Source organism: Lentimonas sp. CC4 (genome assembly GCF_902728235.1).
In the GTDB taxonomy this organism is placed as follows: domain Bacteria; phylum Verrucomicrobiota; class Verrucomicrobiia; order Opitutales; family Coraliomargaritaceae; genus Lentimonas.
Window position 1 is genome coordinate 29,728 of the sequence record NZ_CACVBO010000002.1, and the last position, 26,071, is coordinate 55,798.

The 26,071-nt window shown below is 50.2% G+C and carries 14 protein-coding genes; 4 read left to right on the forward strand and 10 right to left on the reverse strand.

The features are described 5' to 3' along the window. Window positions 1-224: 224 nt before the first annotated feature. The 3 genes from GZZ87_RS17135 to GZZ87_RS17145 all read right to left on the reverse strand — a co-directional run bounded on the left by GZZ87_RS17135 (window position 225) and on the right by GZZ87_RS17145 (window position 6,463). Window positions 225-3,065: a right-handed parallel beta-helix repeat-containing protein gene (locus GZZ87_RS17135; protein WP_162027846.1), complete on the reverse strand. Its 2,841-nt coding sequence runs from the start codon at window positions 3,063-3,065 to the stop codon at window positions 225-227. A 458-nt stretch (window positions 3,066-3,523) separates the two neighbouring features. After that, complete coding sequence (locus GZZ87_RS17140; RefSeq protein ID WP_162027845.1) at window positions 3,524-5,014, reverse strand: arylsulfatase; 1,491 nt, start codon at window positions 5,012-5,014, stop codon at window positions 3,524-3,526. Window positions 5,015-5,017: 3 nt separating this feature from the next. Then, window positions 5,018-6,463 (reverse strand): alpha-L-fucosidase, encoded by a 1,446-nt coding sequence (locus GZZ87_RS17145; RefSeq protein ID WP_244648014.1) that lies wholly within the window; start codon window positions 6,461-6,463, stop codon window positions 5,018-5,020. Between the two features lie 296 nt (window positions 6,464-6,759). On the opposite strand from GZZ87_RS17145, the gene GZZ87_RS17150 reads away from it, so the two are divergent. Both GZZ87_RS17150 and GZZ87_RS17155 read left to right on the forward strand, forming a co-directional pair. After that, entirely contained in the window at window positions 6,760-8,766 is a 2,007-nt protein-coding gene (locus GZZ87_RS17150; protein ID WP_162027844.1) for a hypothetical protein, read from the forward strand. Between the two features lie 13 nt (window positions 8,767-8,779). Beyond that, window positions 8,780-9,433: a response regulator transcription factor gene (locus GZZ87_RS17155; RefSeq protein WP_162027843.1), complete on the forward strand. Its 654-nt coding sequence runs from the start codon at window positions 8,780-8,782 to the stop codon at window positions 9,431-9,433. A 553-nt stretch (window positions 9,434-9,986) separates the two neighbouring features. On the opposite strand, the gene GZZ87_RS17160 is transcribed toward GZZ87_RS17155, so the two are convergent. From GZZ87_RS17160 to GZZ87_RS17190, 7 genes are all read right to left on the reverse strand, one after another. Continuing rightward, entirely contained in the window at window positions 9,987-11,519 is a 1,533-nt protein-coding gene (locus tag GZZ87_RS17160; protein WP_244648015.1) for a sulfatase, read from the reverse strand. A 566-nt stretch (window positions 11,520-12,085) separates the two neighbouring features. Beyond that, window positions 12,086-12,859, reverse strand: a complete 774-nt coding sequence (locus GZZ87_RS17165) for a PEP-CTERM sorting domain-containing protein (RefSeq protein ID WP_162027842.1) — start codon at window positions 12,857-12,859, stop codon at window positions 12,086-12,088. Between the two features lie 251 nt (window positions 12,860-13,110). Continuing rightward, window positions 13,111-13,911, reverse strand: coding sequence for a PEP-CTERM sorting domain-containing protein (locus tag GZZ87_RS17170; protein WP_162027841.1), 801 nt, complete (start codon window positions 13,909-13,911; stop codon window positions 13,111-13,113). A gap of 183 nt (window positions 13,912-14,094) precedes the next feature. Beyond that, the gene (locus GZZ87_RS17175; RefSeq protein WP_162027840.1) at window positions 14,095-16,068 is read right to left on the reverse strand and encodes a glycoside hydrolase family 97 protein; all 1,974 of its coding nucleotides are present in this window, start codon (window positions 16,066-16,068) and stop codon (window positions 14,095-14,097) included. An 18-nt stretch (window positions 16,069-16,086) separates the two neighbouring features. Beyond that, on the reverse strand, window positions 16,087-17,148 hold the full coding sequence (locus GZZ87_RS17180; RefSeq protein WP_162027839.1) for a glycoside hydrolase family protein: 1,062 nt from the start codon (window positions 17,146-17,148) through the stop codon (window positions 16,087-16,089). A gap of 177 nt (window positions 17,149-17,325) precedes the next feature. Beyond that, window positions 17,326-19,785: a glycoside hydrolase family 95 protein gene (locus GZZ87_RS17185; protein ID WP_244648016.1), complete on the reverse strand. Its 2,460-nt coding sequence runs from the start codon at window positions 19,783-19,785 to the stop codon at window positions 17,326-17,328. Window positions 19,786-19,947: 162 nt separating this feature from the next. After that, the gene (locus GZZ87_RS17190; protein WP_162027838.1) at window positions 19,948-21,384 is read right to left on the reverse strand and encodes a sulfatase-like hydrolase/transferase; all 1,437 of its coding nucleotides are present in this window, start codon (window positions 21,382-21,384) and stop codon (window positions 19,948-19,950) included. 482 nt (window positions 21,385-21,866) lie between these two features. Between GZZ87_RS17190 and GZZ87_RS17195 the strand changes: the two genes are divergently transcribed. Both GZZ87_RS17195 and GZZ87_RS17200 read left to right on the forward strand, forming a co-directional pair. Continuing rightward, window positions 21,867-24,974, forward strand: coding sequence for a tetratricopeptide repeat protein (locus GZZ87_RS17195; protein ID WP_162027837.1), 3,108 nt, complete (start codon window positions 21,867-21,869; stop codon window positions 24,972-24,974). Beyond that, window positions 24,974-26,065, forward strand: coding sequence for a hypothetical protein (locus GZZ87_RS17200; RefSeq protein WP_162027836.1), 1,092 nt, complete (start codon window positions 24,974-24,976; stop codon window positions 26,063-26,065). The genes GZZ87_RS17195 and GZZ87_RS17200 overlap by 1 nt, the downstream gene beginning before the upstream one ends. Window positions 26,066-26,071: the final 6 nt, after the last annotated feature.

Below are 26,071 nucleotides of genomic sequence, written 5' to 3' on the forward strand. Positions count from 1 at the left end.
CCGTCATGTGCTCTTAGTATGTCCTTCTGGCACCGCAATACGGTTGGTAGTGGCACAGCGCATAACTGCGCGATGCCGTCGGCTGGCCTAGTATCTGCGGTAAAAAGGAGATTGAGCGAACCGAGGGGCGTCAGAAAATTCATAAACACGATTAGAGGATGACTCCATTATATGAGCTTCAAGAGCTCTGAGTATCACGCATTTACGTATCTGTCTGCCTCGCCCTACTCTTTAATCACTATGCGGTAGAACTGAGCACCCTCTTCGATTGCTGCAGAGAACTGTTTCAGCCCACCGTTGCCCGGTAGATTGATCACATCACCCCAGCTATCTGGCTGGAGGTCGATCGAGGATTGAATCGTGTAATTCCGGTCGCGAAGTGTCTTCCATGAGAACGAAAGGTCACTTTCGTCGGCTCCGAGTGAGAGCACTTTAAACACACTAGAAGGATCTACAGGAGTAGTGCCCGCGAGATATTCCTCGCCTGTGCTTGCTCCGTCAAAGTCATCATCCTTAGCATCCTGCGCCTCGTAATCCGCAGGCGTCCAACCAGTGGTATCGTAGTGTTGATCCATCCATGCATACGGAGTGCCTTGAGTGGTGACTGAGCTCGATGCCACGAGATCACTTTCGACTGTGAGATAATCGAGATCAAAGTATCCAGTTTTAAAAGAATTCTGAAATCGGAGCGAAGTGAGGTTTTCAGTCGGATGGTAAAACATACAATCGCCTAGCACCAATGTATCGTCGATCCACACGCTAAAGGTTTGCTTCTGCACATCGACTTCGAGACGGAAGGTATACCATGTGTTCTTTGCATAAGTCGCGATATCGATATAGGTCCCATCCTGATAGAAATAGCGTAGATTCCCATTCCCAGAGAAACCGACTTGGCAGGCACGCTTACCAGCATCATCAAAGAGATAGAAAAATAGACTGTTCGTCGTTTGCCCTGCCTTCATTCGAAAGGTGCATGTGAGGGTGCCAGACTGCTCGCCGATGTTTCGGCTCAATGTGGTGCCGATGGAATTGTCAGTATTGTTGTCTCTCATCCTGATACTATTGTCTGACACACTGACCACCTCGATCACTCCACCTGTTTCATCGTAGGTGTAACCAGCAGGCTGTGAGCCCGCGGCATCCGAAGCGTAGCTATCATCAAACAATACGCCTAAATCAAGTCCTGTAGCGCTGTAAGCGTCGCCTGGTTCAAGGTCTCTTCCGATGGCACCGCCACGCCAGAAATCCTTAATATCCAAATATCCGTCACGGAGACCTGACTCATCTTTGATGGTCTGATCTTGAGAGCCATTATTGATGAAGGTGTGTGTGTCCCCTTTGATCTTAAGATCTGTATCATGAATATTCATAAACACATTATGACTCACTGTGGCATATTCCGAAGCATCGTCTAAATATATTCCATGGCTGTAACGCTCTGGTCCTGTATCCCACCAGGTGCGCGGGGTGCTGTTATAAATCCAATTCCTGCTATAGAGACCGCCAGTATCAATGGCAGACTCGCCAGTCGCTCCAGCCTGATTACTCTTGGTATGGATCGCACCACTATCACGCGCGCGAACAGAGACATCATGCATGCGATTGTGTGTGACCACCGCTTGTTTCGTGGCAACGGGGTCTGAAGTCGCGCCCCAGCCCACATTCATGCCTAAGCCATTGATCTGAGCGAATTCATTGTGAGTGATGGTGATCTGATCCGGCCAAAACGCGAAGAGCCCAGTGCCGCCATAATAGAGCGTGCCGATACGGAAGAAATAATTGGAATCAAACGTATCCAGCGTCGACAGCGCATCGCCCGTCGCAAAACGATAATTATCCATGTCATAAATAATTCCAGACTCAGCAATTTCAGAGAATACATTGCCGACCACCGTATTATTGTTGGTGCCTGTATCAAAGCCCATCGCAGCGGCTCCCATGTTCATGAAGACACAGCGCTCGATACGAACATTGCTGATCTGTTTAAAATAGGTCGCAACGGGCACCACATTAAACTGTGCAGTCTTCCACTTCTCATTCGCTTCGTCATATGTAGTCCGTAGCACTTCCATACTCCCTTGACGTTGCACCATGCCTCGTTCCATCGGAGCCAACCAGCTGGCATGCTCAAAGGTCAGTCCAAAGAACGTGAGATACTCGGCATCTTCGACTGACAGTAACTGCTCCAGCTGTGGTGCACAGACATCCGCAGTCGGCATGTCTTCACCATCCTTTGGCATGTAGTAAACAATGTCTGTATCCAGATCGAGGAACCACTCACCTGGCGTGTCCAAAAAGTCGATATGGTTTTCAAAATAATAGGAAGGCGTGCCTTCCAGCGGGCCGTCCAGCCACCCCCAATACGCCGCGCGCTCTGGATCTTTGGGAGTCACAAACGCCACATCATCCACATCATCACCATTATCATCAGAAGCCACAAACTGTTCAATTCGCAAGCGACTGGAAGTGAAAGAACTGGCGATGACCATTTCCATCCGTCCAAGATTACCCGTCCACGCTTCGATCTCTGTCAGGTTAATTTTGATCCTCTGATTGAATGGGTTCGTTGTCAGAATTTTATAAGGCGAACCGTATTCTGGATGACGCGCACGCTGAGCGGGTCGCCCATTCACCGACAATTGGTTAAACGCCATCGAGTCGGCACTGGCTGCATAAATACCACCTCCTACGTCTGTCCACTCGCTAATAGCTCGGCCACCGGTAATGATCGGCTCTTCGTGCGGATAGTTGCGATAGATCACGCGATAGCCGTTTGTTCCAGAATCTTGCGCATCGAGCTCAAGCGTTTCGTTCAAAGCATACACACCACCGCGAAGATACACGACGATGTCACCTGTCATACTGTCATTGACCGAGCGAACTGTGTCGCGCGCCTCTTTGATCGTTTCAAACGGCGCAGTCAGGGTGCCAGAATTGGAATCGAATCCCGTGGCAGGATCGACATAATAGGCAGCTTGAGTGCTCGCGTATGCACAATATACACTGCTGATGAATGCAACAGTGTGCTTAAACGTATTTTGAAATCTAGGGGTAATGCGTCTCATAATATGGGTGATCCGTAAAAGAGTAGTTAGAAGCTAGAAGGCAGTAGTTAGGAGCTGAATAGCAGTGTTTTATGAACAATCTTCGATTCGCCAAATGGCTTCGCCCTTCGGTTGCACCCAAGGGCATCATAAAGTGTCGCTGCGCTCGGTAGGCGCCAGTGAACGCGATTGTAAGGGATACATAACCAGGGACTAACTTGCTACGCCATCTACGGACTTCGGCGAGCTCAGTCGTGCCGCAGACCTCCGTCTGACTCCTAACTTCTAACTCCTGATTCTAGGGTGATTGGCTGATTCAGCATGGCAGACATGATTCGAGAATGTGATATCGATTGTTCCATTCATCACTGGAGACCGTGAGTGCTAGTTGCACAGTCACAAAAAGTAGAACAACTGTTTCATTGAGATGGGGGTAAACACGGAGCTGGTCAGGCTGGAGTGGGCACGATTGAGAATCGCTATTTGAAGCGTTTCTTGAAATTTACATTCTTAATATCATTAGTGAGCGTTGGGCCTGCGGTGCTGCGCCCGCGTTTCACATCAGACTCCAACTGTGCGAGCAAACGCTCAAAGACTTCAGGATACGTGCGATAGAGATTGTTCTGCTCACCTGGGTCGGCCTCCATATCATAGAGCTGCGCCGGCGCATTGTCGGACATCTTCTCTTTCGTCCAACCGCCAGAGCCTTTGGTCAGTAGAATCTTCCACTTCCCTTCGCGATAGGCGAACTGACCGCTCACGGAGTGATGAACCACACCTTTACGCGTCGAGACGATCGGTTCTCCTTTGAGCGCTGGTGCGAAACTAACACTATCCTCGCCTGCCGTTTCAGGCAGCGTGGCACCTGTTAAATCCGCACAGGTCGCCATCAAGTCAGTCAGGCAAATGATCTCATCGCTACGTGTGCCGGGTTTGACTCCTGCAGGCCAGCTCACGATGAATGGCACACGGTGGCCACCGTCCCAAATGTCCGATTTAGACCCGCGGAAATGTGCATTCGGGAAATGCCCCTGAGCCTTCAACGCGGGAATGTCTGCCACTTTCGAGCAACCGTTATCGCTAGTGACGATGATCATCGTATTATCCGCAAGTCCGGCCGCATCCACTGCAGCCATGATTTGGCCGACCACGGCGTCCGTGTTCATCACGAAATCGCCATACGTGCCCAATTCACTCTTCCCCTGCCACTCCTCTGTCGGAATGATCGGTGCATGCGGCGAAGTCAGCGGCACATACAGAAAGAAGGGCTTGTCCGCGGTTTGCTGCTGAACGTATTGAGCCGCTCGATCACCGATCGTGGGCAAGGTCTCGATCGCCTCAAAGTCAGCATGAGCGGGCCCTTTGCGATGAAACGCTTTCATAGTCGTGCACTCACCGATGAAGTGATCGTTCTCGATATAGATATACGGAGGCATGTCCAAGGAGGCAGCGATTCCATACCAATAATCGAAGCCCAGATCCACGGGACCACCGGTGATTCGGGCACTCCAATCGACACCATTGATCTGAGCTTTCATGCCTTTGGTCGGCTTTCCAGCAGGGTTCTTCAGTCCGAGGCCAAGGTGCCACTTTCCGATGATTGCGGTATTATAGCCCTGCTCTTTCATGAAGCCAGCAACCGTCAAGCGATCTGGAGCAATCAGCGGCTGATCAAACCCAAACAGCACGCTGCTCTGCAGGCGAGTGCGCCAATTGTAGCGCCCTGTCAGCACGCCATAACGAGTCGGCGTGCAAACCGATGAACTCGAATGTGCGTCTGTAAATACCATACCCTCTGCCGCCAACTGATCCATGTGCGGTGTGGCGATTTTCCCCTGTTCCGGGTTGAGCGCCTGCACGTCGCCATAACCAAGGTCATCGGCGAGGATATAGATAACATTTGGACGGCTTGCGGCGTGAGCGACCGCTGCAGTGACCAAAGAGAGTGCGAGTATAAATGAGCGTTTCATATTCTAGTGACGTGCGGCTTTAACAGCTTCAAGTAGCTCAGTTTGCCCAGCATGGCGGTTGTGCTTGATATCGGTATGACGCTTCGAACGTGTGGTATACCAGTGGTATTTACCCTTTGCAGCCTTATCAGCGACGATTGGTGCGTCATACTCAACGGCAATCACAGTGTCTCGGAAATCTGGCGCTTCAGCTGGCACCTCGATCTTAGTAATAGTGCCGTTCGCGTCGTAGCTCACAGGCAGCGCTGCTTTAGTCTCATCGGCAAGGAAGTAAGCTTTCGCTGGCTTGCCGACGATGCCGTTAAACTCAATGCCGTTCTCGTCCCACTCAAGGACGTGGAGGTAAACGGTCTGATCTTTTTGAGTCATCGCGCCCCACATGAAATCAAAATCAACAGGCGACGCAGTCGTTCCATAGATCGACTCACCATTCACTGCCATCCACTTACCGGCTGCGAGTAGTCGCTCGGTTTCCTCTGGCAAGATATTGCCCATTGGATCCGGGCCGACATTGAGCAGTAGATTCACACCACGCGCTGCGCACAATGCTAGGAATTCAACGACGTCCTTCTCGCTTTTCCATGCGTCGTCCGTTGCGTCGTAGCCCCAGTTGTGGCGCAATGTCATGCAGGTTTCCGAATCCTCTGTCATACGCTTCGCTGGTAGCATGCGGTCTGGAAGGGAGTTAAAGTCAGCATATTTTTGCTGTGCGACTGGCACCTTGCGGCTGTAGAGACGACTGCAGATCACAGAGTCGGGCTGTAGCTCACGCACACGTGCGCCCTGAGCATCGGCTTCGACGACATTATTACCACCGACATCGAACCACAACACGGCCATATCGCCATAGTTTGATAGGAGCTCATCGAGGTTCTTCTCAACCAAGGCAAGATATTCAGCATTAGTCATGGTGCCTTTGACCTTACCACGTGAGCGGTGATACCAGTCCTTGAACTGAGAGTAATACACGCCGAACTTGATATCTTGTTTAGCACACTCATCAGAGAGCTCTTTGATGATGTCGCGCTTGAATGGAGTGGCCTCCATCACATTGTAATCAGTCGCCTCTGTTTCAAACAGACAGAAACCGTCGTGGTGCTTAGAAGTGATGACGATGTATTTCATGCCCGCTTCTTTGGCGAGGGACACCCACTCTTCCGCGTCAAAGTCAGTCGGGTTAAATTGCGGGGCAAGGGTCTCACGATATTCTTTGCCACGGATTTTGGCGCTGTTCATGAGCCATTCGGCACTCGCACCGCCCTGCTCTTTGCCATAGTCTTTGCCCTTCCATTCACCGCCAGCGATCGAATAGAGGCCCCAGTGAATGAACATGCCGTAGCGGGCTTCACGCCACCACTCCATGTGTGAATCGTCCGTCTGGTCGGCATGAGCGAAAGGTGAAAGCACCGTAAGCGATGCAAGAAGCATGATGATATTTTTGTATTTCATACGAATTTCTTTTTTATGAATGAGTTGTTTTAAGATGGATGAATGGCAATGAGGTCGCCTAATTTTAATATTACTATTACTCGAAAGCATACGCGATCGCCTGAATCAGGTATCATTGCAAAAGAGGTATTGCCAATATGCTGAATAAACTACCATTGAACGCATCGTCCGTGAACTATCTTTTTAGATAGGTTTATCTCTTTTGAGTGGCCTTCGGTCATAAAATTATAGGTAATTTGCTACGGTTGTTGGCTATAATAGGCACTTTCATATGGTGTCATAGCCCCTTCTGAAGTATGCTCGATTTCATCTCTCAGATTCTCCACAAAAAAAACGGTGTGCTTTGGCTGCCGTTTGTGCTGTCGCTGGCTTCTTGCTTCTCGAATGTAAGCCATGCAGTCGAGTTTGAGAACCAGTCACTCAATGGGCTTGAAACACGACTCGCGGAGATCGATCAGCGACTTGGCTCGCTCGCTCAAATGAGTTTACGCACAGGTGACGGCGCGATCGGTTATCGCTCAAATCGACATTCGAATGCAGACGCCACTGAGTGGGTCGAAATCGACCTAGAGCAAATATACCTGATCGATCAGATTGTCCTGACTCCTGTAATCTGGCGTGACTTCCAGAAAGGCTTCACCACAGATGCCTTTCCACTTCAGTTCCGAATACTAGCCGGAACTGAAAGCGATCCAAAGGGAAGGATCCTTGCAGAATACGATGCACAGCGCGCCGCACCACAGGGTATGGGCATTGCGCCAGTTATTATTCCGATCGAGCCCACGGCGGCGTCATGGGTTCGTATCGAGGCAACACAGCTCTCACTTCGAACATTTGACCAGTATTATGCGTTTGAGCTGTCCGAACTACTCATTTTTAGCGGTGCCACCAATGTGGCTCTACATCAACCAGTCAAAGCTCCGAACCAGCCCCAGTCACGCCTAAAGCGACTCTCAGCCTCATGGTCGAAGTCCTATCTCGTCGATGGCAGCGTGCCCTACCTAATGAACTCCTCAACGGGAGAACGAAGCATTAGTTATTTAAGCAGGCCAATGGATCAACTTACAAAAGGGAAGACGACCACTGCCTTCTTCAACGTGGATCTAGGCACGTCTTACCCCATTGAACAGATCAATCTACACGCGATTGAGAAAGGTAATACAGTGCCACAAAGTAATATGGATGGCGCGGGCACTCCACCTGCCTTTAGCATTGAGGGGGCAAATAATCCTGACTTCTCCGACGCTATAGTGCTCGTCGATTATACAGAGCACCTCACCTCCTCAGATGAGCCAATCATGATGTGGGACGTCCCAGATACGAACTGCCGATATATCCGCCTCAGCGTCGCTAATAATGAGCGCATAACGCCTGACTTTCAAATTGGATTTGCCGAGATAGAGCTCATTGCCAATGCTCAGAATGTAGCACTGGGCAAAGAGTTCACATCCAATATCGCACCTCGTCATGAGGCGAGTTCGCGCTCAATTAAAGCGCTTACCGATGGCAGAAATCTCTACGGCGACATTCTCCCCATGCACAATTGGCTAGAGCAGCTTGCTGAGCGTCATCGTCTAGAAACCGAACGCCCCTTGATTCTCGCTGAAATCGGCCACCGCTACGCCCAACAAAAGTCGAACCTAAGGGTGATGACTTGGCTACTCGCAGCAGCTGTGGCGGCCATTTGCTTTACGATACTAATCGGTCGCAACATTCGCGTGAAGCAAGCCGCACAAATTAAAGAGCGCTTTGCCGCCGACCTACACGACGAACTCGGAGCCAACCTGCACACCATTAGTCTGCTCAGCGACCTTGCAAGAGACTCGGTGGATGAGCGCGACGAGTTGATCGGTCTACTCGATGAAATGCGGATCATGAGCGAACGGAGCGGTAAAGCGGCGCGCTACTGCACCAACATACTTGAAGCCGAAGAGTTGTGCGAAGACCTGCAGGATGAAATCGAGAAGATGAGTCGACGCCTACTCGCGGACATCCAATATACATTAAATTTCAAAGGTAAGACAGAACTCGGAACACTACGAACCAAGCGACGGATCGACCTCTATTTATTTTATAAAGAATCACTGGTGAACATCATCCGCCACTCTGGAGCCTCTGAAGTAACCATTGATATCTCCGCATCTATGAACAGGGTGCAATTTGTGATCACAGATAATGGCTCTGGCACCACGGAAATTCCCCCCTCACTGGCACGACGGGCCAGACTATTAAAAGCTAAAATCACAACAGACACTCCAGTTGAGGGCGGCACCTCGATCACCCTCAACCTGAAGCGCACTTAAGCCGCAATTTAATATGAAAGATAGTATTTCACTTACGATTATTGAGGATCACATCGCTTACAGAAATGTCATTGAGCGCTCCTTAGAGAAAGTCCCCAATCTCACAGTGATCAGTCGATACGGCACCGCGGAAATCGCGCTGAGAGATTTCGAAAATCACAAAATCACGGAGAATCCCGATATTATACTTCTCGACCTCAATCTACCTGGCATGTCTGGCCTAGAGGCGATCTCATGGATTCGTGATTATCTCCCCAAAGCGAAAATCATCATCCTATCGCAGTCGGACAACGAGTCAGACGTCGTCGATGCGATTTCAAAGGGCGCGACAGGCTACCTGCTGAAGTCCGCAAAGGCTTCAGAAATTATTGCTGCCATTCAAACAGTGATTGATGGTGGCGCGTCATTGGACTCAGGGGTCGCGAGCTATATCATTGACCGGATCAAGAAAGACAAGAAGCAGACTACCATCAGGAACCCGCTTTCTGAACGCGAGCTCGAGGTGCTCAAGTTACTCGCAGAGGGAATGCTCAAAAAAGAGATCTCAGAAGAATTGAAGGTCAGCGTGCCAACCGTTGCGTTTCACGTGAAAAATATATTTCAAAAGCTCGACGCGAGCAATGCGCCCGCAGCAGTGGGGAAAGCCTACAAAAAGGGAATTCTGTAACGCCATTTCTGTCTGTTCGCCGAACCTAAGTGTAGCGGATCCGGGAACCGGTTACGACCGTCGCATCAGTAATATCTCACGCGCATCATAATTTGTGAACAGTGCTGCGGCTCATGCGGCTCTCCCGAATGTGTTGGTTGATTGGGGAGGGACGGCCTCCGCGCTTGCCGCGTTCTACGCTGCCGTCCTCACTGCCTAGGCACAGAACCGAAGCGCTCAACCAATGCACCCGCACGACGCAAGACGAGGCAGAGCTCGTCCCTCCCCAATAAACCTCGATTCAGGAGTTAGAAGTTAGGAGTCAGAAGTTAGTCTTTGATTATGAAGCCTTTGTAGATTCTCCTATAGACGCCAATTTGGCGAGCGTCTAAGACGCCATAAAACACTGATGCTCAGCTTCTAGCTCCTTCCTCCTAACTTCTAACTACTCTTTTAAGGATAAACCACAGCGGGAGGGATGCCCTCCGCGCTTGCCGCGTTCTACGCTGCCGTCCGCACTGCCTAGGCACAGAACTGAAAGCCATCCAACGGGATCACTGTGATTTGAATTCTATTACTGTTTTAGCGAAGAACTCGGCGGCAGTGGCACGTCATTCTGCTGGCGCCATGCGACGAGTTCATTCAATAGCTGCTGTGCCATTTCAGGGTGGCTCTTGGACAGGTCGTGACTCTCCTTGAGATCTGCATCGGTATCGTAGAGTTCGATATTTCCATTTTTTAGATATTGAATCAGCTTCCACTTGCCCTTGCGTATGATCGAGCAAGGCGGATCTTTATAAGTGCTCGCGACATGCCAGAAAATCGGGCGCTCCTCAAGCGCTTCCCCACGCATCAGAGGCACCCAACTGTCGCCATCCAAGGTGCCCGTGTAATCGCGAACCCCAGCAAGTTCGAGGAATGTGGGGAACAAATCCAGTCCCTGAACGGGCGTATCAATACGTCCCGGTTTTACGACATTCGGCCAATTCACCAAGGCTGGCACACGCAGGCCACCGTCATAGACGTTGCCCTTCGCTCCACGGAGGTGGGTGTTGCGACTTTGAAGACCATTAAAACCATTGTCCGAGGTGAATACGACCACCGTGTTCTTTCGTAGCCCCGCATCATCCAAGTAGTCGAGAATGCGTTGCACATTATCGTCGATCGATTTGATCATACTCGCATAGGCGGCGATCTCTCTCTTCTTTTTAGCAACCCCCATGCCCTGCCCCGTTTCGGGGTCGCCCGCTTTATTCATAAAGTGATCCATCAACGCCTCACTGCGCGGAACCGAGGGTTTGTGCGGCGCATAGTAATGCAAGTTCACAAAGAAAGGTTCATCGCGGTGGCGCTGGATAAAGTCAATCGCATCGTCGGTGAGACGGTCTGTCAGCCATCCATCACCCTCCTTTTCCTGAATGAATGGATTCTTAAATGGCGCGACATAGCCACCGCCTGGTGCGTTGTAGCCCTTTTTATAGCCACGAGCCGGATCGCCCCACCAGGTGCCACCGACATTCTCATCAAACCCGCGACCGATGGGATAATACTTCTGAATTTCCGGCGTTTGGTGCGCGGCCAGCCAGCTCAGGTCACCGTTGCTCGGCTGTCCGAGTTTCTTTTTGAACGGAAGTTTTCCTTCTGCATCAGGATTGGGTCCAACGATGTGCCACTTGCCTAGGTGAATTAGTTTATAGCCAGCCTCGCTCAATGGTTGGGAAAACACCGGGTGCTCCTCGCCGACTGTCCATTTTGAAAAAATATTGTCGGCAGCCTTTCCCTTCTCCAACACTGGCACCGTGTAGCACCCGGTGCGGAAGGACTGCTGCCCAGTCAGGATCGCCGCCCGCGACGGCGAGCAGGTCGGATACATAAACGCATTTTCAAGCACGAGGCTCTCTGCCGCTAGGGCATCCAGCGCAGGCGTCTCGAAATATTTGCTGCCCATGAAGCCTACGTCCTGCCAGCCGAGGTCGTCTGCAAGAATGAAAATGATATTTGGTTGGTCTCCCGTAGCATCAGTCGACTGCTGAGCCCACAGAGTGGAAGCCGCACCTAACAATAGGGTCGTTGAAATAACCTGACGGACAATACGTATGATCATCATGATAGCCTAACATTTTTCAGCGAGGGGCGCTATCACGCAAACAAGGTATCTATGCACAAAAATCGACTGCGTCTTCTTAACCCTACTCTTAGTCTTAATAATAATCAAAGCGTTGAAAAGTAGGGCTCGAGCTTGCTCGACACCGCGACAACACTGCGATGGATTCGATTCACAACGCGACGGCACGCCTTCCTTGGCTTCGCTTTTTTCCACAACCGCTAGCGCTAGCACCCAAGGGCATAATAAAGGGCCCTAGCGGGCGAGGAAGGGAGGGGCTTCAATCGGTGTGACATTCTCCCTTCCTTTCCTAGCGGTTGTATGAATTTTAATATGCTATGGCATTAGGCTATATCATGGTTTGATTGTAGCGATGGCACGCTAGTCCCATCGATTGATTCTCGGATAGAACGATCGACCTTGCTAGCGCAAGTTCGCTACTCAATGAGATGAATATATCGAACAGATCATCACTTCTTCAAAACCGGATCAGACAATGAACCAAAAGAATCCCCAAGCTCCGACAGGAACTTGGGGATTCGAAAGATAAGTCTTTGGGTGACCGACGATTAAGCCTGACGGCGGCGGACCATCACGTAGCTCAAGCCAAGCAGGCCAGCGAGCAGGGCGTAGGAGCTTGGCTCTGGAACGGCTGTCACCTCAATGCTATTGAGCACGAACTGTGCATTCGGGGAACCAGGCGCCTGGATATTTGCGCCGACAAACATTGTCGATCCACCAAACAAGCTAGCGTAAGTGTCTCCACCTGCATAAGCAATAGCAGTATCACCAAGATACCCTGCGCCTAAGCCAGTTGCCGAATAGGTAATACCTGACGCATCGAAAGTAGCTGTAAGCGTGAAACCACTAGTCTGACTTGCGGCAGCGATTGTATTGTCGACAGACGATTGAGAGCCGAAGTTGACGTCCATAACATTGTCTGTCCCGTTCTCAAAGAGGAAACGAGCTACATTATCGAAAGAACTAGCAGTTGTCGACAGTCCTAACTGGAAACCATTACTAGCAGTATCCGAATAAGTCTCGACTACCCATGTCACAGTAAAGCTGGTATAGGATGAGACATCGAACGCTGTGGTGCTAATCATACCACTGCGGTTGTTGGTTCCTGTTGCGTTAAAAGTAGCAAGCCCCCCAGATTCATTGGCGCTAAAAACGGGATTAACATTATTAACGTCTATAGTTTCAAAGCCGCCGTTGACGTCGCCTGCAGTGGTGGCGGTCGAAAGGATACCATCGCTGAAGGTGTCATTGAACACTGTCGCCGCGTTTGCTGCGCCTGCAATCATTAGACCTGCGGTTAATGTAATGAGTCCTTTTTTCATATTTAGTAGTATTGGGCTAGGGTTGGTGGAACAAGACACTCAAACTACCAGAAGTTCCACTGCCTGTTACCTATCAATGTAGATAGGTTTTGGTCTTTTTCTCAAAATTTAGAGCGAGGCGCTTCCCACCGGAAAAAGGCTCTGTGGTTACCTGTCACCACCTAGCAAACAGCGCGTATGCACACATAAAAAATCCCCAAGCTCCGACAGGAACTTGGGGATTCGAAAAAGAAGTCTTTTGTGACCGACGATTAAGCCTGACGGCGGCGGATCATCACGTAGCTCAAGCCAAGCAGGCCCGCGAGCAAGGCGTAGGAGCTTGGCTCAGGAACAGTGGACAAAGATACGGACGAAATATATCTATTAAAAGAGTCGTCCTGCCCGTAAGCGGCAAAGCGATAGCTGTCATCTAAATCAAATGTCGTAATGTTACCAGTTGCCTCCGTCACGCCATTGATCGAATAGGTCCAGTCCACGCCCCCGGAACCATCAGCGTCAATTCTAATGACAACAGGCGTCACGGAGTTGGCAATGAATTGCTGGTTGGTTCCGGAAGCATCTAATAGGGTTCCGGCAGTTCCATTCACAAAATTCAAACCTTGGTTAGCTTGTCCATTTGTCACATTGGCACCTATACTATAAACACCAAGATCGGCTCTTGCAAAAGGATTACTACTATCGGCAGCGGCAACAGTAGCAAGATCCACATCGTCTCGTATCAGACCAAAAGAGAGCAGGTTCGCAGCGGTATCCCCGATGCTGCTCGTAAAGTAATTGACTGTAAGTTCGAAACCACCATCCGACTGCCAACTATTTATTGAGTAGGCAATGGCGCTATTCTTGAAATTCGTGCCAGACGTGTTAAATGACAATTCACCGTCGTCAGACCAAGAGTGCCCTGCCAAGGTGCGATTAGCCGCACCTCCGCCTATGCCGGAGTTGTTGGCAATGCCGTCATCATCGAAGCTGTCTTGGTAAACAACAGTGGCTCCCTGTGCTGCGCCTGCGATCAATGGGCCAATGGTTAGAGCAAGTAAGGATTTAATCATCATTATTCGTGGTATTTCGGGGTTGCTGGATAATCAGGACTCAGACCATCACATATTATACGATTGTAGACCGATCTAAATAAATAGTTTTTTGATTTTTTGTCAAAAAATCTATCAACAAAACCGATCACTTTCGTAGCTCAATCTACCTCCCGGATAAATGAACCTTAAACCCGCAGAATCCCATTAATACTGCGGGCGAATCCACATACAGTGACCGCCGCCCGGCGCGATGTAAGCGGAAATGGTGTCGCCCTTTTTAACTGTCATTTTACGAACTTGATACAATTCGCGCTTCGTTTCGACTGGCTTGAACGGCATCTTTTTCTTTTGCGCGTCTTTGCGATTCCATCCTCCAGTGAACTGATAATTGCTCTCCGCAGTATCTTCGTAAAGGGTGACATCGTAAGTCACGCCTGGCTTGATAAAATCGAGTGTGATCTCGGTCGTGCGACCGGACTCATCGGCGAGTGCCGCAGTGAACCATGTATCCCCCGAACGGCGTGCCATGGTGATGTAATCGCCGATTTCCATCTCTAAGACTTTCGTTTCATCCCAAGTCATCGGTAGATGCTTAATGTATTCGAAAAGATCCATCTTGCGGTTATAGGCATCCGGCATGTCGGGAAGCGTCAAAATACCGCTATAAAACACCATGCACTGCCCCACCTGGGACACGACGGTGCTGGGGATCTGCTTGTGCACTTTGTCACGTGCAATGGATTGATCCATGTCAAACAGGCCGCAACTACGGTCAACGGGGCCGCCGAGGTTGTGCACCACTGGGAAGACCGAAAGCTCGGACGGTGTCGCGGGGACACGGTTTGCAGCATCCAACATACTGTTCACATATTCATTCGTCATGTAATGTGGGTAGGTGCGCGTCAGGCCAGTCGGCTTGTTGGGCTCGTGCAGGTTATACATGATGTCGTATTCCGCACATTTCTCCAGCACCTTCACGCTAAAGGCGTTCTTCGGTTGGCTACCGCCGCCGAGGAAACCATGTTTGATACCTACAATCCCCCACTTCTTATATTGTGAGAACGTGCGATCCATATCGAAGCCCTTGAGTGCCTTGTCATTGATATAAAGCCAGATGCCGACGCCCTTTTCTTTCGCGTAAGCAGCCACCTTGGGCATGTCGACTTCGTGCTCAAAAGTGATAGGATCGGACTTCGGGCTACGCTCGGGGCCATACCACTCGGCATCGATAATGAGGAATGGTAAGCCGTGCTCGTGGGCGAAATCAATATAGCGAATATAGCTCTCGGCGTTGATACCATATACAAAGCCATCGTCAGCCTTACCGCCGTGGCAGCGCCAATCCCACAAACTCACACCAGTCTTGATCCAGCTGGTGTCGGTCAGCTTATTGGGATCGTTCAAATTAAGAATCATCGAAGATTCGACTAGCTCACCAGGCGTCGCAGTTATCAAAATGGTGCGCCAAGCGCTGACCGCACCAGCAGCTGATCGCATCGCGCCGTTGTAAGTCAAGGTGCGCTTATCGTTGCCAAGTGTGAGGTTCGCATCGGAGGAGTTGACCACTGCGGCTTCATGCAAGGAGACGTAGCAATCGTCTGCCAGCTTCACGGTAAATGGGGTGCGACTAGGTTTCTTGATCGCTTCGAATGGCACATCATTGAACAAAGTCGTCGAAGAGGCGGCATACCATGCGGTCGGTGCCTCTGAGACGATGGATACTTGCGAGAGCTCCTTTGCGAAATTCGCGTTGTTTAGGCTCTGCTGCTCTGGGAATACGTAGCGAAAAGCAACACCATCGTTATACGCACGCAAGATAACCTGCATCGTGCGCTTCGGTGTTTCGGCCTCGGAGACTTCTAAGGTCAGTTCGTTATAGTGGTTACGATACTCGCTGAACTGCCCCCAAACCGGCTTCCAGGTCTCATCATGCGAGCTATTAGTCGAACCCGTGATTTCAAGGGCACCCGAAAATGCACCACCTGCCAGTTCGATTCCCAAGCGGGATTCGGCAATGATGGACTTACCGTTGAACTCGACAGAATACGTGACCTGTCCGTTCGCCGCATGTGTCTCGAGTTGAATCGCTTGATCGGGTGAGCTGATCGAGGCTGCTGACGCCAATGACGGCAACAACATGGCAAGGCCAAGTAAGGAGAGTGATCGGAGATGTTTCATGATATATTTATAAGAAAATTATTTGATACGAAAGACACAAGACATGGAACCTTTACCAGCGTTCCAATTTGCGCCTGAGGCTAGGTAGAGATACTTCGGATGGCCGTCGAAAAGTAACACCTGAGGGCGCTCGAAATTCTGCTTGCGCAGCACTTTGGCTCCTTCCAATTGATCCGAATCGATGTAAGTCGCCATGGAGTCAAATCCAACAATAGGTGACTCAAAGTTCATACCATCACCGGAGCGCCAGAGGTAACCGGCTCCCGCATGGTTGTGAGTGGTCAGCAGATAGATATCACCATTTTCCTGAAAGGCATAGCCGTCTTCGATTTCAGTGGCGTTGCTAGTCAACGGTTCTTCTTGAAATACATACGGGCCTTCTAACTGATCTGCAATCGCGAGCCCCATACGACGCACATCGCCCTGCTTCATCGCTTTGTAATACAGATAGAAACGACCATCCGGATGAACGAACAATGCAGGATTATTGACACCAACGGTGGACTGATAACTCCAAATATTCGGATCATCGGGTGGTGACAGTATGAGGCCGTCGCTACCGACCTTCTTCCAAGGCCCAGCAGGGTGATCAGCGATCATCATGCCGATTTGTTGCGTTGCGACGCGCGCCTTTCCTTGGCCGCCACGATTTGCAATATAGACGAGCGCATAGCGATCGCCGACCTTCTGAATATTTGGATTATGGGGCGATTGATGCTCCCAGCCGCCCTCACCTGTGCCGGTTGCAACCACCTCCTGAAATACGAACGGGCCTTCTGGGCTTTCACTCTCATAGCGGGCAATCTCACAATGCGTGAGCCAAGCTCCAAAGCCCTCGGCAATCGGCCAACGCGACACAAACAAATGCGTCTTTCCCTCCGGCCCGATTACTGGCGAAGCACCCCACACATGGTAGTCCTCTTCTTCAACCGCCACGCCGACATACTCAAGGCGATCTGCCCATGAGCGATCACTGGCATGGCCAGCATGTGGATCTGGCTGAGCAAGCGCTGGAGGCAAAGCACTCAATAGCGCCCCGAATATAGCAAAACCGATGGCAGCTTTAGAGAACATTTTCATGTATGAGCGCTATACTTTTGCTCATCATATTGTGATTGTGTGTCGGGGTGTTGCTCGCGACACCCGCGAGCGTAGGGGACGTTGCGGGACTTCGTGTGCGTTTGGCCTGTGCGCGGGCTTCGCAAGCAAAGCCCCTACGTCGGAGTCGTGATATCGATCAAACAAATGCTGTAATAATTACTTCCAAACCTTCGATTCACCCTTTTTCAAAGTAATGGTGTCACTGATTTTACCGTTGGAATACACACGGCAGGCGCTGTCGCGTGTCGCGTGAATAGTTGCTTCGACGAGTTGGCCATTGACCCATTCGATATCGACTTCAAAACCGCCGCGTGCTCGTAGACCTTTGACTTTACCAGTTGCCCATTCGGACGGCAGTGCAGGCAATAGGTGTAGAATGAACGGTGCACTTACCAGTGACTCACCTGGCACAACGGGCACAAAATGCTTCGGGTTCTCCGGAGACTGTTGGTAAGCAATAAAGGCTGCTTCTGAAACAGTAGCGGCATTTGGATTCACACTACGCAGATGACTTTGTAGGAGCATCTCACAGACGCCTGCACCACCACCGAAGTTGCCGTCGATTTGGAATGGCGGGTGGAAGTCGAACAGATTTGGATACGCGCGTTTCGAGGTCAGGAACTGGTAGATCTTGTGCGCGTGGTCGCCATCGTGCAGGCGCGACCAGAAGTTGGTCTTCCAACCAGTGCTCCAGCCAGTGGATGCGTCACCACGATGTTTCATGGTCACGAGAGCGGCTTGGTGAAGCTCTGGAGTCGTCAGCGGCGAGATGTCACGCCCTGGATGCAGGGCAATCAAATGTGAAATGTGGCGGTGCTTGTTTTTTGGATCATCGTAGTCGTCGATCCACTCCTGCAATTGACCGTGCTTACCGATCTTCTGCGGGCTGAGCTGTGGAATCATCTTCTGTAGTGTTGCGCGGAATTCGGCATCACGGTTCAAGATGTAAGACGCTTCGATGCAGTCGGTAAAGAGCCCTAGAATCAGCTGCTGATCCCATGCCGCGCCATAAGTCTGCTTGTTCAGTTTGCCCTTGGCATAATTATTTTCCGGCGACCAAGTCGGATAGACGACCAGTGTGCCATCTTTCCATGGAGACAGGTGCTCCACGAAAAATTCAGCAGCGCCCTTCATGATTGGATAGGCCTCTTCAAGATACTCCTTGTCACCGCCAAACGCATAGTGCTCGAGTAAATGTTGCGCGGCCCAGTGCCCCGATTGTTGCATGCGGCGTCCGTGCTCATTTTGAGCAGTCCAGCCAAAGATATTACCATTCAGCCCCATGCTCCAGCCCTGGTTAATTCCAAAGGTTTCACGTGCCGTGTGTTGTCCAGACACGGCCATCACTTTCATAAACTCCATATAAGGCGCAAAAGACTCTGGGAGGTTCGCGGTTTCGACCATCCAATAGTTCATCGCGACATTAATATCCCAGTGGTAATCGGCATTCCACGCAGGCTTAAGGCTCGCATTCCAAAGACCTTGCAAGTTCGACGGCACTGGTGCGCCTCGAGAACAGCTGATTTGCAGGTAGCGTGAATGGTGGAAATAGAGATTCTCCAGCTCAAGGCTCGGATTCTTAGTCAGCTCATCCGTTGTCTTACCGGAAGGCTTGAAGTCCAACTCCAGACGGCAGCGGTCCATCAGCGCTGTGAAATCAGCGACGTGGGCTTGCTTCAACGCATGGTAGCCCAACTTCGAAGCGGCATTGATCGCCTTCTCAGCATCACCACGAAAGTCGCGGCCTTTGAACGTGGGATAGTTAGGAAGGTAGTCGGTATAGCCAACAAGGTAAATACTCACGTCCGTCGCGCCGGAAACTTTGATCGAACCATCCGCCTGCGCAGTGACCTTGCCGTCCGCCGCATCAACTTCGATGATCTGGGCGTAGTGCATATTATCCTGCGTCATGTTCGTCTCCGCTTCCAAGAGGATGCGGTTACCGGTCGCCTTCAGCACATTCACCTTGTGATAAGTGATCGTCTGAATCGTGAGGTTCAATTTCGCACCCTCCGCGGTATATCGTGCGCCCATGACATCATTTGGATAGCTACAGAAATATTCACGGGTAAACTGCCCGCCATTGGCGGAATAACTCACACGGCCAAGGCCAGTGCGTGTGTCCAGCGAGCGCTGGTAGTTCGAAACCGAAGCGGCATCGTGCCCTGTCGCAATCACGACGTTTGTGAAGGGGGCATAATTACCAACCTTTTGCTTGGTTGACAGATATTTGGTTGAGATACTTTCCATCGATTCAGGGCCGCTGCCCATGCGCTCTTCGCGGTAGGCTTCACGGACCTTCTCATAATCCTCAGGTGTGACACTGCGTGCTGCGGATTGAGCCACTTCGTCCTGACCACGCCGAGTATTCATCCACAGCGTGATATCATTGATACATAAATGCTCTTCATCAACGCCACCGGAGAACATCGCCCCGAGACGCCCATTGCCCAGTGGCAATGCAGTCTTGATGAACTTAGGCTCTTTGCTCTTACCTTTGGCTTTGATCAGGTCATTGGCCGCGGGAGAATCATATTGTAGGACATAACGCTCATCACTTGCGTTGAGTCCAACGAGCGAAAGCGCTAATAAGGCGAGAGAGCTAGTTATTTTCAAAATATTTGGAATTTAAGGTGAAAGGGGTGAGGTTTAGGGACGTTGCGAAAGCAAACGCCAAATTAAACATTTATCTTAACAGAAAACACATAATCGCGTCTATCACCACAATCAGGTAGATGGACGAGACCTGATGGGACCAAGACAACTAGTCAACGGCCTCTATTCTTTGGCTTTTTTCGATTTTTTCTTACGTGCGCTGCTCAGCGGATCGCCGAGCTCTTTGCTCAATTCAGCAAATGCTTCACGCATGGTTTGTAATTGACTCGCATACTCCGGATTGCCGGAAAGATCGTGCATTTCGTTCGCGTCTTTCTTCAGATTGAAGAGCCGTTCAACCTTGGCAGTCGGATAGGAAATATACTTCCAATCACCTTGGGTGATCATCCGCTGCTTGTTCATGTAGGCGCCGTAAATGGCATCATAGTGCTCAGCGCTCTCACCTTTCAATAATGGCACCAGGCTTTTAAAATCAACACCGTCGGTCGATGCTCCAGCCAAATCAAGGGAAGTGGCCATCACGTCCTGCAAATATATTGGCGCATCCACCTGCGAGCTCGGCGACACACCTGGCCCCACGACTAGAAATGGCACACGCACGCTGTGATCATACATGTTCTGCTTACCTGTTAAACCATGATGCCCGACCGCTAGACCGTGGTCCGCGGTGAACACGATATATGTATTATCGGCCTTACCAGAGGCCTCGATGGCAGCCAAAATACGACCAATCTGATCATCCATATGCGTGATGAGCGCGAAGTATTCTTGGCGATTCACCTTCACTGCATATTCAGTGCGCGGATACGGCATCAACTTTTCATCTCGCAACTTTAGGCCACAAATCTTATCGGCATAGGGGTATTGTGGGAGGAAGTTCTCAGGCATCACAATCCGCTCTAAAGGATAGCGGTCGATATATTCCTTCGGCGCCTGACGCGGGTCGTGCGGGGCATTGAAAGCCAAATACATAAAGAAGGGCTGATCATTTTGCGCAGCCGTTTCAAGAAACTCGGCGCCATCATCGGCGAGCACTTCGCTCCAGTGTTTGCCACCTTCCCAGAAGCCACCGTATTTCGTCTCCCAAGGCTTCCAACCAGTCGCATAATCCTCAGGGCTCTTCGGGCGATTGTAACCTTCCGGAGTTTGCTTGGGCATACCCTTACGAACATTTTTTACGACGTCGAAAAGCGCGGGAGGCTCCACATTTGGAACGTGCCATTTTCCGGCAAAGTAAGTTTGGTAGCCCGCCGCATGCATGCGCTGCGCCCACATGCGGCCTTCTTTCGTAAATGGCTTCGTGCTCGCTTGAGAATCCCACAGGAAACGCCCCGTATTCAGCATGGTGCGACTGGCCGCGCAAACCGCCCCGCCCCACGCGCCCATATTGTAAGCATGCGTAAAGCTAGCCCCGGACTCGACGAGCGTGTCGAGGTTTGGCGTATCAATGTCGAGCATGCCGACCGCCCCTATCGTCTCGTAACTCATATCATCCGCAAAGATGAACACGATGTTCGGCTGTTGCGGTGTTTCCTCCGCAGTCAGTCCACAAGTAATACAGGCAAATAATGCCGCGATCCAGATCCATTTATGTCTCATACGCTCAGAGTTTGGGTTGTTGCTGTGATGCAGCAGCAGAGGGCATTCGACGATGCCATGCAAGGCAAGATATTTACGCGCCCCAACTCCCGGAACTGGTCATTTGACCGTATTGCGCGAACGCTCGCTATCCTATAGTATTAGGTATCAGTCTCGAACATTAACCATCTACAATAGTCATACGAATCCCCCTGAATCAGTGTGCAAGCCAAGATTTAAAGTGTCTATATCTCCCATCAATATGACCGAACCTATCACTTTGGATAGGTGACAAGACACCGATCGTTCCGTATGATCGCGGTGAAATACCCCTACTCATTCAGTAGCCTCCATCACCATACCTTTTTTAAGTGATATGAAGTAACTACAATATCTGATAGTCTATAACAAACCACTGCTTCTTTACTTAGTTGTGCAACCCCAACGTCGTCTGTTCTTCAGCGCCGTGCGCAACTTGATACCATTCTTTTATACCCCCTATTATGTCTTACCCTAGTTACGTAGATATCTATCGATTCATCATTGTATTGTTGTTCGCTAGTATTTTTCACACTGCTGCTTATAGCGCGAAGTCTCCCGTGGACGAATCGCTCGCTGGCCAACTTCAACGCGTGAATACCCTGATTCACTCACAGCAATTAGTTGAAGCGCGCCCCTTACTACAGGCATTACGCAAAAATCCGGAGGTGACTGCAAAGATGCACCCCACTTTGGATTTCTACGTCGCACTCTCATACGTTTTTGAGTATTTCGATGCGAATAACAAAGGCGCCTTAGATCACGCTCTGACAGGGTTTGATGCGTTTATTGCAAGTTATCCAAACAACACACTAGTTCCTTCCGCACGCTATAACATAGGCGACATTCATGCGATTTCTAAACGCTTCAAAGAAGCGCTCCAAGCTTACATCCCCCTCTACATGAACCCTGTTCCTGGCGTAGCGCGCCAAGAGGTGTTAAAGAAAATCATCCTGATCTATATCGCAGAGAAACAATGGAGCGCTGGTCTGCCATATTTCGAAGCGGGCATGCGCAGTGCAGAATCATCGATCGACCGCACCACCTATGCGGCATATATGCTGATTGCTAAAGCGAAGCAAGGCGACGTCAGCGAATCACGTCAAATGCTAGAATTCTTTAGCAGTCCGGCTCCAGTATTCTTCACCCCACGCTTTAACACATCATTGATGGATGTCGGCGATCAACTTCGAGATGAAGGCGACTTGGCCACTGCTAGTTTATTTTACCAGTTCGTTCGTTCCTATGAGTCGCTTCAAGTAGGACTAAAGCAGCACATTCGCCAATTAGAGCGAAAATTAAAGAGGTTTGAGGGGAATATCGTGTTACGCAATTTCTACGTCGATACGAAGACTGAACTTGATAACGCCACCGCCGACTTGGCCGCGCTCGAGGCGTCGCCGAACTATACGCCACTCTTGAACTGGCGCATTGCTAGTATTTATATGGCAATGGGCAGAGACTGGGAGGCATTCTGGCGCTTCCGTGAGATGGTCGATTTGTATCCTGACCATGAATACGCGGAAGATATCTTGTTTGCGGCATTTTCCTTAGGACGAAAGTTAGGTGAATCCAGCGAATCAGTCGACCTATCACGACGCTACCTAGAGACTGATAAATTTACTCGCTACCGCGGAACCGTTTCCGACGAAATCACTACCGACTATCTGGAACTCGGGGAATACGATGAGCTGTATGAAATGACACGTTGGTATATGGGAATATCTCCCGATGATCCCGCCGCCTCATTGCTCTTATTTAAATGCGGGATGGCGCGTCTCACTCGATTTCAGACGCTCGAATTGATTGCGGACTTCCAAGGCTATAAAGATCAACACGATGACACTCGCAGTGCGCTGGTGATTAACTATTTCCTCGGACTCGGGCACCTCACGGAGCAACACAACCAAGAGGCGCTGGTGCTTTTTGAAGAAGTGATCCAAAATGAGAATACACGCTTTCGCGCCGATGCTTCCTTTCGTAAAGCGCTCTGTGTCATGGGGCTTGATCGAATAGAGGAAGCCAAGGATTTACTCCTAGAATTCGTCAACCGCTACCCCGACAATCCACTACGCGCCCAAGCGGAATTAGTCCTAGGTAACTTGGTCGACATGCTCGGGGATGCCAATGCTGCCCTAGAACATTACTATTTAATCGATCAGTATACCGATGATTTGGGACTACGTGCTACCGGTGAGCTCAAGATCTCGCGTATCTGGGTGGATCGTGGCGACGTCGATGAATCCATTGAGCGGTTGACTGCGTTTATCCAAACCAATGAAGCATCCCCGGAAATCATTCCAGTGGTATCAGCCTTAGCAAACATCCATGATGAGCTAGGCCAACCGCGCGTTGCACTCGCTATCATTGAGAAGCCACTGTATCGGTTCTTTGAGATTACCGAAGATGAACAACTGGATGAGCTCCTTGTGGACTACCTAAAGAAAGACCGCAGCCTGCGTGAGATACGTGAGAACACCGAGGCATTCCTTAATCTCGTCGCGAATACACCAGACTTACTTAAAGAGCTGATCGGCGACCGCGGGAAGCAATATCACTACTTTAAAAAGAACCCCAATCTCGATGCATTGGTGAAAGAGCGCTTCGTTAAGGATAACGAATTTCGCGCAGTCATCATGGATCATTTCAAGGTATTTGACGATGCGCATGCAGCACGCGTGAAGAATCGGGCGCTAAAAAAACCAGAAGCCCCTGCTCCTGTTCAGAAACCTTACCCGATCGTGGAATTGGCGGTTTTAGAGGCATTGAAGGCTGAGATTGAGGCGCTCAATGAGTCGATTCCGGAGCTAACTGCAGATGCGTGGTTAAGCAATCAGCTGAACCACGCCAAAGCGGCCGGGAATGTGCCGTTGGTCGTTCGCATTCTAACCGCGCTTGCTATCACGCAGACCCCAGAGGGCATACCAAATGCAGAGATGCTTGCCCTCGTCGATAATGAGGAACTGTGGCCTCAGATCGGTCTGGCTGGTAAGTTGTGGATATTGAAAGAATATGTGAAATCGAACCCACAAGGAGTGATCGATTTCATCGAAGCCTCGCGCGTCGATTACATGAATTCAAGTGCTGAGTTGGGGATGACGAAACTGCTGGCAGAGACCTACCAAAATGTTGATCGCGTCCAAGATGCAATCGACACCTACAAGACCCTGATCAAACGCTTCGCTTCGGCAGATGAGTCCGGCGACGCTGCTATTAAAATCGGGCGTATGGAAATCGAACGAGGCAATTACAAAGAAGCCCGCCAACAGCTTGAGACGATTTTACACCACAATGAATGGCGAGGGCAGCGGCACGGTGATGCATTGCTCTGGATTGGTCGATCCTATGTCGCCGAAGGCAAACTCTCAGAGGCACATGGCTTCTACGAGCGTATCATGCTCGGCTACCCTGGCTTCAATGAACTACTCGCTACGGCTTACTACGAAGATATTACGACCTTAAAAGCAATGAATGAACCAGAGAGCGCGCAGACCGTCTTCGAAGCGTTCAAGCTAACTCCAGGGCTCGAAGATACTAAAGCTGCAGCCTTGATCAGAAAGGAATTTGAATAATGAATATTTCTCTTATTAGGACACTCCTTTTTTACTGCACAATCGCGTGCAGCACTGTGTTTGCAGTCGAGCAAGACACGTATACCGAACCAGACTTCTCCAGTGCGACACCGGTTCGCTTGGAAATCACACAAGCCTCCGGCGTGATGGGAGCACGTTTTGTTCGCCCGTCCACGGAAGGCATTGAGATTGAGATGCTCGATGGTCAAGGCTCAGTCATGGTGGGATGGGATCACATGGAACAGTTTACCATCACTATGCCGATGACAGATGACCTGAGTGCAGCGCTTACAAAATCCGACCCAAAGAGGAAGGTTGAGCTGTTACATGATCAGATCTGGCCGCTATTACCACTTGCGAGTATTCGCTCCGAATCGACCAATATTCACATCCTCATCAACGCATATATCGAAGCAATCATGGATACGGAGGACTGGGAGCGCGCTTACGATGTGTCTCAATATATCGCGCTCAATCGAAGCCCTCAAAAAACAGTGAAGCATTTTTATACCGTGGTGATCAAACTCTTCGAAAGCGGAGAAGAAGAGAAATCACTCAAGCTGATCGATCAGCTAATTGCAGCACGCCCGTCCAAGGAGTCGCGTAAGTTTAACTTAATCATCGCCAAGCGATTACTGGATATACGCCTGTTTAAGCCAGCATTAAAACTCTACGCTTCACTGCTGGGTGGAGGCTCAGAACTCTCAAAGAAAAAGGCGGCTCTGAACTGTGCCTATCTCTCGCTTCAGCTCGGTAAATTTGAAGATGCCGATCGTTATCTACAGCAAGCGCAATCCATGGAACCGGCAGACGTGGAGAGCACGGGCACAGAATATTTAGTCCTTGGTGTGCAGTCCTTCTTGAAGGGAGAGACTAAGTTATCGCTCAATTATTTAGGACACTCAATGGCAGTCATTCAAATGAGTAGTCACATCAAGCAAGCAGGACTCTACTTTACCTTTTTGTGCTACACTAATTTAGAACAACCTGAGATCGCACAAAACATTTTAGACGAGATGGATCTACTCTTTCCAGATGGAGCCTATTTAGCCGCTTTAAACAATCAAACCAACGAAGAACCCTCTGAATAACCCAGT